General features: G+C 68.5%; 10 protein-coding genes. 5 read left to right on the top strand and 5 right to left on the bottom strand.

The features are described 5' to 3' along the window. Positions 1 to 37 precede the first annotated feature (37 nt). Genes RH90_RS15710 through RH90_RS15700 form a run of 3 tightly spaced genes read right to left on the bottom strand, consistent with a single transcriptional unit; the run spans position 38 to position 3,293 of the window. Positions 38 to 1,102 carry a beta-N-acetylglucosaminidase domain-containing protein gene (locus RH90_RS15710; RefSeq protein ID WP_010186925.1) on the bottom strand — a complete coding sequence of 355 codons (1,065 nt, stop codon included), beginning with the start codon at positions 1,100 to 1,102 and terminating at the stop codon, positions 38 to 40. After that, positions 1,099 to 2,244, bottom strand: a complete 1,146-nt coding sequence (gene nagA / locus RH90_RS15705) for an N-acetylglucosamine-6-phosphate deacetylase (protein ID WP_010186924.1) — start codon at positions 2,242 to 2,244, stop codon at positions 1,099 to 1,101. The genes RH90_RS15710 and nagA overlap by 4 nt, the downstream gene beginning before the upstream one ends. Beyond that, positions 2,241 to 3,293 (bottom strand): SIS domain-containing protein, encoded by a 1,053-nt coding sequence (locus RH90_RS15700; protein WP_029625362.1) that lies wholly within the window; start codon positions 3,291 to 3,293, stop codon positions 2,241 to 2,243. Before RH90_RS15700 ends, nagA begins: the two co-directional genes overlap by 4 nt. Positions 3,294 to 3,421: 128 nt before the next feature. On the opposite strand from RH90_RS15700, the gene RH90_RS15695 reads away from it, so the two are divergent. From RH90_RS15695 to RH90_RS15675, 5 genes are all read left to right on the top strand, one after another. Continuing rightward, entirely contained in the window at positions 3,422 to 4,561 is a 1,140-nt protein-coding gene (locus RH90_RS15695) for an anhydro-N-acetylmuramic acid kinase (protein ID WP_010186921.1), read from the top strand. Positions 4,562 to 4,648: 87 nt separating this feature from the next. Next, the gene (locus RH90_RS15690) at positions 4,649 to 7,396 is read left to right on the top strand and encodes a TonB-dependent receptor plug domain-containing protein (RefSeq protein WP_010186919.1); all 2,748 of its coding nucleotides are present in this window, start codon (positions 4,649 to 4,651) and stop codon (positions 7,394 to 7,396) included. A gap of 94 nt (positions 7,397 to 7,490) precedes the next feature. Beyond that, positions 7,491 to 9,074 carry a sodium:solute symporter gene (locus RH90_RS15685; protein WP_010186918.1) on the top strand — a complete coding sequence of 528 codons (1,584 nt, stop codon included), beginning with the start codon at positions 7,491 to 7,493 and terminating at the stop codon, positions 9,072 to 9,074. After that, the gene (locus tag RH90_RS15680) at positions 9,071 to 9,961 is read left to right on the top strand and encodes an N-acetylmuramic acid 6-phosphate etherase (protein WP_010186917.1); all 891 of its coding nucleotides are present in this window, start codon (positions 9,071 to 9,073) and stop codon (positions 9,959 to 9,961) included. The genes RH90_RS15685 and RH90_RS15680 overlap by 4 nt, the downstream gene beginning before the upstream one ends. Positions 9,962 to 9,963: 2 nt before the next feature. Further along, entirely contained in the window at positions 9,964 to 10,692 is a 729-nt protein-coding gene (locus RH90_RS15675) for a GntR family transcriptional regulator (RefSeq protein WP_010186915.1), read from the top strand. A gap of 184 nt (positions 10,693 to 10,876) precedes the next feature. Here the strand turns inward: RH90_RS15675 and dacB are convergent, their stop codons facing one another. Both dacB and RH90_RS15665 read right to left on the bottom strand, forming a co-directional pair. Continuing rightward, entirely contained in the window at positions 10,877 to 12,289 is a 1,413-nt protein-coding gene (gene dacB / locus RH90_RS15670; RefSeq protein WP_010186913.1) for a D-alanyl-D-alanine carboxypeptidase/D-alanyl-D-alanine endopeptidase, read from the bottom strand. A 5-nt stretch (positions 12,290 to 12,294) separates the two neighbouring features. After that, positions 12,295 to 13,179 carry a LysR family transcriptional regulator gene (locus RH90_RS15665; RefSeq protein WP_010186910.1) on the bottom strand — a complete coding sequence of 295 codons (885 nt, stop codon included), beginning with the start codon at positions 13,177 to 13,179 and terminating at the stop codon, positions 12,295 to 12,297.

Raw genomic sequence — 13,179 nt, 5'->3', positions numbered from 1 at the left:
TCTCCTTTGCCTGCTCGGCCGTGTGCCGCGTCGCATATCACTGGGTCTGGACCTCGTCGTCGGTCATCAGATCGTTGCCATCGAGCCAGCGGACGATCTCGCGCGCGGCGGAGTGATCGATCGCGTGGTAGCGCGCGCGCAAGCGCTCCGCGCGTGCGCCGAGCCGCTCGAGCCCGACATCCTGCAGCGCGGGCAGATCCTCGCGAAGCGCGCTCGCGAAGGCGCGGCCGAGCAGCTGCTGGGCCGCGTCGTCGAAAGCCTTGCGATAGGCATAGTCCCGGCCTTGCGCGTACACCATCGGCAAGGTCAGCGCGGGGATGCAGCCGAGTTGCGCCTGGAGCGCCGGGTTGATCGCATGGCCGCTCAGATAGGGCGCGGCATCGGCGCTGCGCCCGGTGAAGGCGCGCAGATGCAGAAAGCGCGACATGCGCGAACCGTCGTTGACCGGCCAATTGTCCCACAGGCACACCGGGCGGCCGAGTTCGTCCGTGACGCGCCTGAGATGCGCCGGTTCGATCGCCCGCGCGCAGACCTCCTCGCCGGTCCAATAGACCTGGATCGCAGGATCGAGCGCGCGACCAAGCGTGTGGAGATAGTCCGCGGGGCGCGCGCCGAACACGAGGTCGAGCACGGGATCGTCCGAATAATAGGTCGGGCAGGTATAGACCCGCGTGGCGCGAGTCAGGCCGGCGCAGAAGTCCACCACCTCGGCCTGGCGCGCGGCGAGATCGGGCATGTCGCCGCGCAGATCGTCGAAGAGGATCGCGAGGTCGTCAATCCCGATCGCATCGAGTTCGGCGACGCGGCGCGTGAGATCCGCGCGCGTGGCAGCATCGAACGGGTGGGTTGATCCGACCGGGGTCAGCGCGATGCCGAAGCGCATGCCCGCGCCGCGCACCTCGGCCGAAAGCCGCCCCAGCGTGGCGGTGGCAACGCGATCGTGCGATCGCCGCCAGTCGCGTCGCAGCGACCGGTCGGCCTTGGGACCGTAATGGTAGAAGCCGTAGCCCGCGGTGGCGAGCGTCCGTACGACGTGGCTGCGCTCTGCCGCGTCCCAGATGCGGCCGAAGCGGCCTTCGATCAGGCCGAGCTCGGGCGTCATTCGGCGTGGGACGCGCGGGCGCCGGCGATCCAGGTCGCGGTCACCCGGCGCGTGTCGTCGAGATGGACGAGATCGGCGCGCAGCCCGGGGGCGATCGCGCCGGTTTCCCGGTCGAGCCGCAGGAAGGCGGCGGGGTTTCCGCTCGCCATTCGCGAGGCGGTGACGATATCGCACCCCATCATGTCGATCGCATTGCGAAACGCCTGTGCCATCGTCAGCGCCGAGCCTGCCAGCGTCCCGTCGGGACCGCGGCACGTGCCGCCGACGACGGCGATGTCCTGCCCCATCAGCGTGAAATGATCGCGTTCGCCCCCCACCGGCGGCATCGCGTCGGTGACCAGCATGATCCCCTCGACACCACGCGCGAGCATGGCGACTCGCAGCGCCGCGGGATGGACGTGCAACCCGTCGACGATCAGACCGAAATGGCTGGCGCGATCCTCGAGCGCCGCGCCGACCATGCCGGGATCGCGGCTGAGGAATTGCGTCATCGCGTTGAACAGATGCGTGAAGCCCGCCAGGCCTTCCGCCAGCGCCGCGCGCGTCTGGCCGTAATCGGCCAGCGAATGGCCGGCGCAGACCAGGATGCCCGCCTCGGCCAATGCGCGCACCGCGCCGGCCGGCGCCAGTTCGGGCGCGAGCGTGACGATCCGGCGCCCGCGCGACGGCGCGGTCAGCCGTGCGAGCGCGTCCGGGTCGATCGTGCTGAAGCGCGCGGCATCGTGGATGCCCTTCTTGCCGGGATTGAGGTGCGGCCCTTCGATATGGACGCCGAGAACGCCGGGCACGCCCGCCGCGAGCGCGTCCTCGCCCGCCGCGATCGCGGCCTCGACGACCGGGGCGCGGTCGCTGATCAGCGTCGGCAACAGACCGGTGGTGCCATAGCGCCGATGCGCTTCGGCGATCGTGCGAATCCCGGCGAGCGTCGGCGCATCGTTGAACAGCACGTCGCCGCCGCCATTGACTTGCGTGTCGATGAAGCCGGGGAGCAGCCAGCCGCCGCCAAGGTCGTGCTGCTCGCACTCGTCGGGAACGTCCGCGGAAAGCCCCACGATCCGCGCGTCGTCGAGAATGAGCGCCTGTCGCTCGACGATGCGATCGGCCAGCACGATGCGCGCGCCGGTGAGAGCGATCCGGGTCATAGCGTACGCGTTACCTTGTTGAGGTGCGGCGGTCGATCCGGATCGAGCCCGCGCGCGAGCGCGAGCGCTTCGGCCAGGCCGTAGAAGCTCTGGATTTGCGCGATCGCGCCGAGCACGGGATGCAGATCTTCGCGGAACGGCAGGACGATCGCGCCCGGCGCGGTCCCGTCGGACATGCCGGCGACGATCAGCTTCGCGCCGCGCTCGGCGAAATCGGCGAGGCGTTCGACCAGCCCTTCGCGTGCGACGTCGAGCGGCGCGAGCACGAGCACCGGATCGCCTGCGCCGACGAGCCGCATCGGGCCATGCGCGACTTCGGCGCTGCTGAACGCCTCGGCGTGCAGCCCCGAAGTTTCCTTCAGTTTGAGCGCCGCCTCGCCCGCGATCGGCAGCGTCGGCCCGCGCCCGAGCACGAGCATCGTCTGCGCCGCGCGCAGCAGTGGGACGGCCGACGTCCAATCGGCGTTCGCCGCCTCTTCGAGCACCGCGCCGGTGGTTTCGAGCGCGGCGAGCAGGCCCGCGTCGCCGCTCCATTCCGCCGCGAGATGCGCGAGCGCGACGAGCGTGCAGACGAAGCTCTTGGTCGCGGCGACGCTGGTCTCGGGGCCGGCATGGACCGGGATGACGATCTCGGCGAGGTCGGCGAGCGGCGACGCGGTATCGTTCACCACCGCGATCACGATCGCGCCTTGGCGGCGTGCGTCCTCGGCGGCGGCGAGCAGGTCGGGACTGCGGCCCGACTGCGAGATCGCGATCAGCGGCACGCCGTCGAACCGCGGCGAGGTCGCGTGATAGAGCGAGCCGATCGATGGGGCCTGGCTGAGCGTCGGCATCGCGACATGCGTTTCGAACACGAACTTGGCGAACGCCGCCGCCTGGTCCGAACTGCCGCGGGCGAGCGTGGCGGCGAAGGGCGGTGCGAGAGCGCGCAGACGCTGCCCCGCCTCGCGGACGAGCGCGGCATTGCGCCGAAGTTGCTCGGCGGCCCTGGCCGGCGCCTCGCGCGCTTCCTCGGCCATTTTGGTGGTGACGGGTTTCGATAGCGACATGATGCGACAATACCAATCTGGCGGTTAAGGCGCAAGTGGACTGTATGTGGTTGCATGGCGCGCGGTAGCGATGATAGCGCGGTGCCAGAGATTACAGACGTCGTCCACGGTGGGAAGGGGAGCGGTCCATGCTGGTTCTGGGGTTCATGAGCGGCACCTCGCTTGATGGCGTCGACGCCGCGATGGTCGAGACCGATGGCGAGCGTATCCATGCGTTCGGGCCGGCATATCTTGCCCCCTTCACCGATGCCGAGCGTGCGACGATCGAGCGCGGCACCGCGGATGCGCTCGCCTGGAACGGGTTCGGCGATGCGCCCCCGTCTTTCGAAGGCGTGGCGGCCGCGGTGCTGGACGCGCATCTGCGCGCGGCCGAGCGCGTCATCGCGGCGGCGGAGCGGAGACCGGATCTGATCGGGTTTCATGGGCAGACCGTGTTGCATCGACCTGAGCGGCAGCTGTCGGTGCAGCTCGGCGATGTGCAGGCGCTGGCCGATGCGCTGCACACGCCCGTCGTCGGTCAGATGCGGCAGGACGACCTGGCCGCGGGCGGGCAGGGCGCGCCCTTGGTTCCGGCCTATCATGCGGCGTTGGCGGACCGGTTGGGGCTTGCGGGACCGGTGGCGTTTCTCAACCTCGGCGGTGTCGCCAACCTTACCTTTATCGGCGCCGATGGCGGCTTGGTCGCCTTCGACACCGGGCCGGCCAACGGTTTGATCGATCAGGTCGTGCAGGCGCATGGCGCCGGGCGCTATGATGATGGTGGGCGCTTCGCCGCCGCCGGGCGTGTCGAGGTAACGGTGCTCGCCGAGCTGATCTCGCACGACTATTTTCGTGCGCAAGGCGCGAAGTCGCTCGACCGCTACGACTTCCCGCTCGATTGGACCATGGCCTGTTCGCTCGAGGATGCGGCGGCGACGCTGACCGCGTTCACTGCCGATTCGGTTGCGCTCGCCGCTAGCAGCTTGCCGGCCGTGCCGAAGCTGTGGGGCTGTCACAATCCGGTGCTGTTGCAGGCGCTGCGCGATCGCCTCGGCGTGTGTGAGACCGCCGACGCGCTAGGTTTGCGGAGCGATTTCATCGAGGCCGAGGCAATGGCGTTCCTGGCCGTGCGCAGCCAGCGTGGCCTCCCGCTGACCTATCCCGGCACGACCGGCGTTGCCGCGCCGCTGAGCGGCGGCACGCTTTGGCGACCGAGGATTTCAAGTGCCGAAGATGGGGACCAATCAAATACCGGTACTTTACAATTTCGAGACTATGTGGTCATCTGACGCCACGCATGACGCCGATATCGACACGCTCCGCACCAAGGACGGGCGCCGATACGGCCGAGGGACATGGAAAACGAAGGGAAAACGATGGGCAAGTTTCACAAGAGCGGCGTGGCGCTCGCCGGCCTCACCGCGGCACTGCTCCATGCTCCCGCATTCGCCCAGACCGCCGATCCATCGGCTGGCCAGCCTGCAACGCAAACCCCCAACGCGCCCGCTGAAGGCAGCGATATCGTCGTCACCGGCACGCGCATCGCGCTGCCGGGCCTCACGTCGAGCAGCCCGGTCGCCTCCACCAACGAGCAACAGATCCGGCTCCAGTCCGCGCTGACGATCGAGGATTTCTCGACCAAGATCCCGCAGCTTTCCGGCGGCGTGCGGCAGGGGTCGCAGGGGAGCGACGCGTTCGGCGCGCAAGTGCTCGAACTGCGCAACTTCGGCCAGAGCCGTTCGCTCGTGCTGATCGACGGCACACGCGGCGCGCCGTTCAGCTTCCGCAACTCGGTCGACGTCAACGCCATCCCGGCGTCGCTGATCAAGCGCGTCGACGTGCTGACCGGCGGCGCCGCCGCGGTCTACGGGGCGGACGCGGTCGCGGGCGTGGTCAACTTCATCCTCAACGACGACTTCAAGGGACTGCGCGGCAGCACCAGCGCGCGCCTGTCGGTCAATGGCGGTGCGCAATATGGCGGGTCGATCATGTTCGGCACCGGGCTCGGCGACCGCGGCAACCTTGTCGTTGCGGCGGACTATACGCAGCGTGACGCCATCCAGGCGGGCCAGCGCCGATGGGCGGCGACCCCGAACCAGACGATCCCGAGCGTCGGCGGCGTCTTCACCGACGTGGCGAGCGGCCGCAAGTTCGGTTTCACCGATGCGGGCGCGTTCACTACCACCCCATCGGCAACGTCGAACATCTCGGACAGCTATCCTTTGATCTCGCCGCTCAAGCGGATCAACGTCGCCGCGCTCTACAAATACGAGATCACCCCGCAGGTCGAGATCTATGGCCGCGCGATGTTTACCAACACGCGCACCGAGGAAACCGGCACGCCCGGCGCGACGCCCGCCTCGGTCAGCGGAACGGTGTCGATCGCGCAGAACAACCCGTTCCTGACCAATGACATCCGCAACCAGCTGACCTTCGTCAATGGCGCGGCGCAGGTCAACGTGTCGCGCTCGCTCGCCGAGCTCGGGCTGATCACCTATGCGACCGAGCGCAACACGCTGCAGGTCCAGACGGGCTTGCGCGGTCCGCTGACCGACAAGATCAAGTGGAACGTCTACGCGCAATACGGCCGCTCGACCGAGCATACGCTGATCACCGGCGACGGCCTCGTCGCCAATGCCAGCGGCGCGAACACTTTCGCGTCGATCGTCAATACGGTGAACATCTTCGGGCCGAACCAGGCCGGTTTGGCGTCGGCGCTGGGCAGCGACATCAACGGCTTCAACCGCAAGCGTGACCAGTTCGTCACCGCCGCCACGCTGAGCGGATCGCTGGAAGAGCTGTTCTCGCTGCCGGCCGGGCCGATCGGCTTCGCGGTCGGCGCCGAATATCGCCGCGAGACCGCCGACATCGGTCAGGACGCCGCGCTGCTCAGCGGCAATACGTACCGCGAGGGCGTTCAGGCGGCGTATAGCGGCCAGTTCGACGTGAAGGAGCTGTACGGCGAGGTCCTGATCCCGCTGCTCAAGAATCTGCCGCTGATCCGCAAGCTCGACATCGGCGGCGCGTATCGCCTGTCCGACTACAATCTGTTCGGCACGCACGGCACGTGGAAGGTCGAGGGCAATTGGGCGATCGATCGCAATCTGCGGCTGCGCGGCACCTATCAGCGCGTGCTGCGCACTCCCAATTTCGGCGAGTTCGCCGGCGGCGTTTCCTCGCTGCCGTTCAGCAATCTCGTCACGGTCGATCGCCTCAAGCCACGCTACGGCGGTGATCCGTGCGTGATCGGCACCGGCAACGCCGCGCAATGCGCGCGCTTCGGCGCGCCGGCGGTGGGGTCGACCAACTCGACCGCGCCGGGCTATCTCACCGGGAATTACTATTACGGCGGCAACCCCGACATCCAGCCCGAGACCGGCTTCACCACCACTGCGGGCGCGGTGTTCACGCCGACCTTCCTGCCGGGCTTCAACCTGACGGTCGACTGGTATCAGCTCGATCTGAAGGGCGCGGTCGGCGTGATCCAGCCGATCGCGGCGATCACCAGCTGCTACGTCACCAATCCGACCGCGGGCAACCCGCTGTGCGGGCTCGTCACGCGCAACGCCAATGGGACGTTCGCCGACGCCTTCGTCAACAACCAGAATCTCGGCCGCCTGCTGCAGCGCGGCTTCGATATCTCGGCGAGCTATACGCTGCGCCGCGACTGGCTGCCGGGCGCCGGGATCCGGCTGAGCTATCAGGGCAATATCGTCACCTCGTACGAGATCCAGGCCAACTCGACCGTCTCGGCGATCCAGTGCAAGGGCACGTTCGGCGCGACCTGTTCGAGCGACGGCACCACGCTGGTCCAGCCCGATTACCGCCACACCGCCGGCATCGGCATGCTGTTCGACAAGGGCGTGATCCAGTTCGACTGGCAGCGGATCGGCAAGGTCCGCTCGAGCACGGTCGGATCGACCGAGACGATCGCCGCGCAGAACACCTTCGATCTGTCGGCCTCGTATCAGTTCACCGATATGGTGACGATGAGCGCGGGGATCTACAATCTGCTCGACCGGGATCCGCCGCGGGTTTCGACCGGCGGCGTGTTCAACACCTTCCCCGATACGTATGATATCCTGGGCCGCACGATCGGCTTCACGCTGAGCGCGAAGATCTAAGGCCTGCCTACCCGGTCGCCGGAAGCGGCGGCCGGGCGCGTTTCATGTTCGCGAGGTCCGGACCGCCTTGGTGCCGACCCGGAGACCGGTTTCGATGATGCTGCCCTTCTCGACCGCGGACTGGCTGGTGATCGCGGCCTATCTGCTGCTGCTCGTGGCAGGCGGCTGGATCTTCACGCCGCGCAAGACCAGCTCGGCGCGGGATTACTTTCTGGCGGGCGGCAATGTGCCGTCATGGCTCGCGGCGATCTCGGTCCTGTCGGCGACGCAATCCGCCGCGACCTTCCTCGGTGGGCCGGATTATGGCTATCACGGCGACCTGACCTATCTCAGCGGCAATATCGGCGGCCTGATCGGCGCGATCTTCGTCGCGCACGTGATGATCCCGCGCTTCTATGCGATCAAGGCGACCACGGCGTACGAACTGCTCACGCTGCGCTTCAGTGCAACGGCGACGCGTTGGGCGGGGGGCATGTTCCTCGTCGGGCGCGTGTTCGCCGGCGGCGCGCGCGTCTATCTCGCGGCGATCGCGCTGGCGATGGTCATCACCGGCAGTGTCGATGCGCAGGGCATCATGATCGCGGCGGCGGTGCTGGTGGTGGCGAGCGTGCTGTTCACTTTCGTCGGCGGGTTGAAATCGGTGTTGTGGAACGACCTCATCCAGTTCGTCGTGTATCTCGGCTCGGCGATCGCGGTGCTGGTGTTCCTGCGGCTGTCGATCCCCGCCTCGACCGCCGATATCATCGCGGGGCTGCGGCATACGCCTGAGGGGATCGACAAGCTCCGCGTGTTCGATCTGTCGCTCGATCTGTCGAAGCCCTTCTCGCTGCTCGCGGTCGTCACCGGGCTCGCCTTGCTCTACATCGCCAATGCCGGGATGGACCAGGATACGACGCAGCGGCTGCTATCGTGCAAGGACGCCAAGACCGGCGCGCGCAGCCTCTATCTGTCGGTGCTGGCGACGGTCCCGGTGGTCGGGATGTTCATCGTGATCGGACTGCTGCTCTATGTCTTCTATGACCGCCCCGATCTGATGGGCGGCACGACCGCGGCGGCGGACAACCGCTTCGGCGGCGAGAAGATCAGCATCTTTATGCACTACATCCTCACCCAGCTTCCCGGCGGCTTGCGCGGGCTCGTCACCGTGGGCATCTGTGCGGCGGCGGTGGCGACGACCAACTCGGCGCTCAACGCGATGTCCTCGGTGCTGGTGCAGGATTTCTACCGGCCGTGGCGCGAACGGCGCGGCGACGCCGCCGAGCAGCATTATGTCCAGGCGGGGCGTGTCGGGATGGGCGTGATCGGAGTGGCGATGTTCGCGATGGCGGTCGTGTCCTATTATTGGCAGCGCTACAGCAGCATGGGGCTGCTCGAATTCGCACTGCAGGTGATGGTGTTCACCTATGCCGGGCTCCTCGGCGTATATTTCACCGCTCTGTTCACCGGGCGCGGGACGACGGGGTCGGTGATCGCCGCTTTGCTGATCGGCTTTGTCACGGTGCTGTTGCTTCAGCCGGGCATCGCCAGCGCGATCGGCCTGCCAGGCGTGCTGCGCACGCTGTCGTTTCCGTTCCAGTTGTGCATCGCCACGCTGGTCGCCTTCATCGTTTGCGCCGCGCCTGCCGGTTCGGGACGAAGGATCGGCGGCCCCCTCTCACCAGTCCAGGAAATCGCATGAAGACCGAAGCGCTCGACCCCCGTTATCGTGACCTCGACCGCTGGCCGACCGAGCTCGCGGTCGAAGCGATGCTCGAAGGTCAGATGGCCGCGATCGCAGCGATCCAGTCGCAAACGCGCGCGATCGCGCACGCCGCCGAGGCGGCGGCGGCGCGGCTCGACGACGCGGGGCGCTTGGTGTTCGTTGGCGCGGGGACCTCGGGCCGGCTCGCGGTGCAGGACGGCGCCGAGCTGCATCCGACCTTCGGCTGGCCGATGGATCGGCTGGTGTTCCTGATGGCCGGCGGCAGCGGCGCGCTGACCGAAGCCTATGAAGGCGCCGAGGACGATGCCGCCGCGGCGCGCGATGAGATCGGCGCCGCGCGGGTCGGGCCGAGCGACGTGGTGATCGGCGTCGCGGCGAGTGGCCGCACCCCGTATACGCTCGCCGCGCTCGAGGGCGCGCGCGCCGCGGGCGCGCTGACGATCGCGATCGCCAACAATGCCGGTTCGGCGCTGCTCGATGCGGCCGAACACCCGATCTGCGCCGTCACCGGCAGCGAAGTGCTCGCGGGCTCTACCCGGATGAAGGCCGGCACCGCGCAGAAGGCGATCCTCAACATGCTGTCGACCGCGATCATGCTGCGGCGCGGGCTGGTCTATGACGGCCGCATGGTGGCAATGCGCATCTCGAACGCGAAGCTGCTGCAGCGCGGCCGGACGATGGTCGCGGAGATCTCCGGGGTCGATGCCGAGACGGCGGCGCGCGCGCTCGATGTCGCGCAGAACGACATCCGGTTGGGGGTGCTCGTCGCGCTTGGCAGGTCTCTCGCCGATGCTAGGGTGCGGCTCGATACGAGCGGCGGCGATTTGCGCCGGGCGCTCGCGGGCATGAAAGCGCGGGACTGACGATGCGGGACATTGCCTGGACGTCGACCGAAGAGGGGACACCGCTCTATCTGCAGCTCGCGCGCAGCCTGCGCGAGCATATCAGCAGCGGCGGGATCGGTCCCGGCAGCGCGCTTCCCTCCGAACGCGACCTCAGCGACATGGCGGGCCTGTCGCGGGTCACCGTGCGCAAAGCGATCGAGCAGCTCGTCGCCGAGGGCGTGCTGTTGCGCAAGCAGGGATCGGGCACGTTCGTCGCGCCGCGGATCGAGACCGCGGGCGCCAAGCTCAGCAGCTTCAGCGACGAGACCCGCGCGCGCGGCGAGGCGCCGGGCGTAGTGTGGATCAACAAGACCTATGCCCAGCCGACCGAGGAGGAGGCGGCTGCGCTGCAGATCAGTCCGACCGCGCGCGTCGCCCGGCTCGGCCGGGTGCGGCTCGCGGGCGGCGAGCCGCTGGCGATCGAACATGCGATCATCCCCGCCGATTTCCTGCCCGATCTCGAGAGCCTTGGCGATTCGCTCTATCAGGCGCTCGACGCGCACGGTTTCCGCCCGACCTCGGGGACGCAGCGCGTCCGCGCTTCGCTCGCGACGCCGACCGAGGCGGGTATCCTCAGCGTGCGGCAGAATTCGGAAGTGTTGCGAATCGAACGGTTGACGCGCATCCCCGATGGTCGGTTCGTCGAATTCACCCGCTCGGTGTATCGCGGCGATCGCTACGAGATCGTGACGCCGCTGGCCGATATTTAGGCACGTCGCCCTCCATAATCGCGATCGGCGCGCACGCGAGATCGACATTCCCCGTCACCCCAGCGAAAGCTGGGGTCTCCTCGTTGTGAAGCAAAGCGCCCGCCCCCTGGAGACCCCAGCTTTCGCTGGGGTGACGGGTTTGGCCGGGGGTGTGGTGCGGAAGGACCGAGGCCGCGCGTGCGACTCAGTGGCTTGCCGCCACGGCGAGCAGCGCCTGGTCGATCGCCCCGATCGCGGACGCATCGCCCGGAACATCGTTGGCGAAGGCGGCGAAGGTCAGCACATGCCCGCTCGCGCCGGTGAGATAGCCCGAGACCGCGCTGGTCGCATTGAGCGAGCCGGTCTTGGCGAAGAGCCGTCCGTCGAGCGGCGTGCCGTGGAAGCGCGCGGCGAGCGTGCCGTCTACTCCGCCGACCGGCAAGGTCGTCCGCCACGCCGCGCCCCACGGCTGCGCGGTGATCCAGCGCAGCAAGGCGACGGTGGCACGCGGCGTCACCCGATTGTAGCTCGACATGCCCGAGCCATCGGCAAAGTCATATTGCCAGCGCGCAATGCCGATGTCGCCGAGCATGTGGCTGACCACCGCGCGGCCATCGGCGACCGATCCGCTGCCAGTCGCAGCGGCCACCCGGCGCAGGAACAGCTCGGCGTGGAGGTTCTGGCTGACCTTGTTGGTCAGGCGGGCGTCCTCGGCTAGCGGTGGCGGCGCAAGCCGGGCGAGCGCGGCAGGCGGGGCGGGGGGACGGGGCGCGGGCGCGCCGCTGCGCTGCGCGGGATCGTCCGATGGGGATAGCGGCCGGTGGCGGACCGTCACCGTCCCCGTCACGCGCACGCCATCTGCGCGCAGCAGGCGGATGAGACGCCAGGCGGCGCGGTGCGCCGGATCGTCGATCCCGACGAACAACGGCCGTGGCGTCGCGCTGCTGCCGAGGCTGCCGGTGATCTGCAGGATGTCGCTGCCCGGCAGCCGCGTGACCTCTAGCGACGAACGCGCGCCGGGGACGGTGATCGCGCGGTTCTCGATCCGGTAATAGCCATCGCTGCCGATTCCCGGCGGTGTGCCGATCGCGCCGGAGGTAACCGCCAGTTCCGCGACATTGTCGTCGATCGTCAGCGCCGAGACGGCGGTGCCGTAGCGGCCCGCCTGGTTGTTCCAGCTCATTCCCTGCGGCCAGCGTTCGTCGGGAAAGGCGCTGTCGTCGCCAATCACGTCGTGGACGACGTGGGTCCGCGCGGCGACCGCGTCGGCGAGCGCGGCAAGGCAATCGACGCGACAATCCGGAGCGCTCGACAGCCGTGCATCGCCATGCCCGACGAGCACGACGTCGCGCCCTTCGAGCCGCACCTCCGCCCCACCGCCGCCGTCCGCCGCGGTCATGTCGAGCGTCGCGAAGGCGGCGGCGGTGGTGAAGATCTTGGTGTTGGAGGCGGGCATGAAACGCTCATCGGGGCGGATCGCGACGATCTCATGCCCTTGCTCGTCGACCACCACCAGGCCGATCCGCGTCCCCGGTCCCGCTTGCGCGAGCGCAGCGGCGACCGGGTCGGGCGGGGACTCCGCGGACGCGGGGGCGGCGAGCAGCAGTCCGAGCAGCATTATGGTCATGGCGCCTCGATCACGGTGCCGAGCACCGCCAGGAAATCGCTCGCCAGCGCGCTCGGCGGCCGATCGAGCAGATGCATCGCATGGATGTCGAAGGTCAGCGAGGGTTTGAGCGGGCGCATCGACAGGCCAGGCGCGAGACACGCCTCGGCGGTGAGATTGTCGACCACCGTCTGCCCGACCCCCGCGCGCACGAGCGCCGCGGCGATGTAGAAGGTCCGCGCCGAAACGATCTCGCTCAGCTCGAGCCCGAGCCGTTCGATCTCGGTCGTGAACAGATTGCCGATCGGCCCGCTCGCGGCGAGCGAGATGAAGGGCTGTCCGGCGAGCTGGCTCAGTTCGAGCCGCGCGGGCGCGTCTGGCATCTCGGCTTCGCGGTAGAGCATGACGAGTTCGCCCTCGCCAAGCCAGATCTGCCCGAGCGGCGCGCCACGCGGCGCCTGATAACCGATCGCGATCTCGGTCTCGCGCTCGTACAGCTTGCGCAGCACGTCGTCGTGATGCGTCGTCTGCAGGTCGAAGCGCACGTCGGGGTGCGTCTTGAGGAAGCGCGCGACGGCGGTCGGCAGCGCGCTCAGCGCGAGGCTCGGCAGAGCGGAGATGCGCAGCGTCGCGCCGCCGCCCGTGCGCAGGTTGCGGCCCGCTTCGCGCAGCGCGCGGACGCGCTCCTGGATCTCGGCGACGTCGCCGAACATTGCGTGCGCGTCCTCGGTCGGCACCATCCGGCCGGCGTTGCGCTGGAACAGTTCGAAGCCGAGCAGCGATTCGGCGTGGCGCAGCGTCTTCGACACCGAGGGCTGCGAGACGTTGAGCGCGCGGGCCGCCGCGCTGACCGAGCCGTTGACGTAGACGGCGTGGAAGATTTCGATATGGCGCAGGTTCAT

It is taken from the genome of Sphingomonas sp. PAMC 26605 (assembly GCF_000241485.1).
Lineage (GTDB): Bacteria > Pseudomonadota > Alphaproteobacteria > Sphingomonadales > Sphingomonadaceae > Sphingomonas.
This window is presented reverse-complemented; position numbering and strand designations above follow the sequence as displayed.

Excerpts from the sequence above, each read along its gene's own strand:
- RH90_RS15710 (WP_010186925.1), bottom strand. The coding sequence starts at position 1,102 with ATGACGCCCGAGCTCGGCCTGATCGAAGGCCGCTTCGGCCGCATCTGG.
- nagA (WP_010186924.1), bottom strand. The coding sequence starts at position 2,244 with ATGACCCGGATCGCTCTCACCGGCGCGCGCATCGTGCTGGCCGATCGC.
- RH90_RS15700 (WP_029625362.1), bottom strand. The coding sequence starts at position 3,293 with ATGTCGCTATCGAAACCCGTCACCACCAAAATGGCCGAGGAAGCGCGC.
- RH90_RS15695 (WP_010186921.1), top strand. The coding sequence starts at position 3,422 with ATGCTGGTTCTGGGGTTCATGAGCGGCACCTCGCTTGATGGCGTCGAC.
- RH90_RS15690 (WP_010186919.1), top strand. The coding sequence starts at position 4,649 with ATGGGCAAGTTTCACAAGAGCGGCGTGGCGCTCGCCGGCCTCACCGCG.
- RH90_RS15685 (WP_010186918.1), top strand. The coding sequence starts at position 7,491 with ATGATGCTGCCCTTCTCGACCGCGGACTGGCTGGTGATCGCGGCCTAT.
- RH90_RS15680 (WP_010186917.1), top strand. The coding sequence starts at position 9,071 with ATGAAGACCGAAGCGCTCGACCCCCGTTATCGTGACCTCGACCGCTGG.
- RH90_RS15675 (WP_010186915.1), top strand. The coding sequence starts at position 9,964 with ATGCGGGACATTGCCTGGACGTCGACCGAAGAGGGGACACCGCTCTAT.
- dacB (WP_010186913.1), bottom strand. The coding sequence starts at position 12,289 with ATGCTGCTCGGACTGCTGCTCGCCGCCCCCGCGTCCGCGGAGTCCCCG.
- RH90_RS15665 (WP_010186910.1), bottom strand. The coding sequence starts at position 13,179 with ATGAACCTGCGCCATATCGAAATCTTCCACGCCGTCTACGTCAACGGC.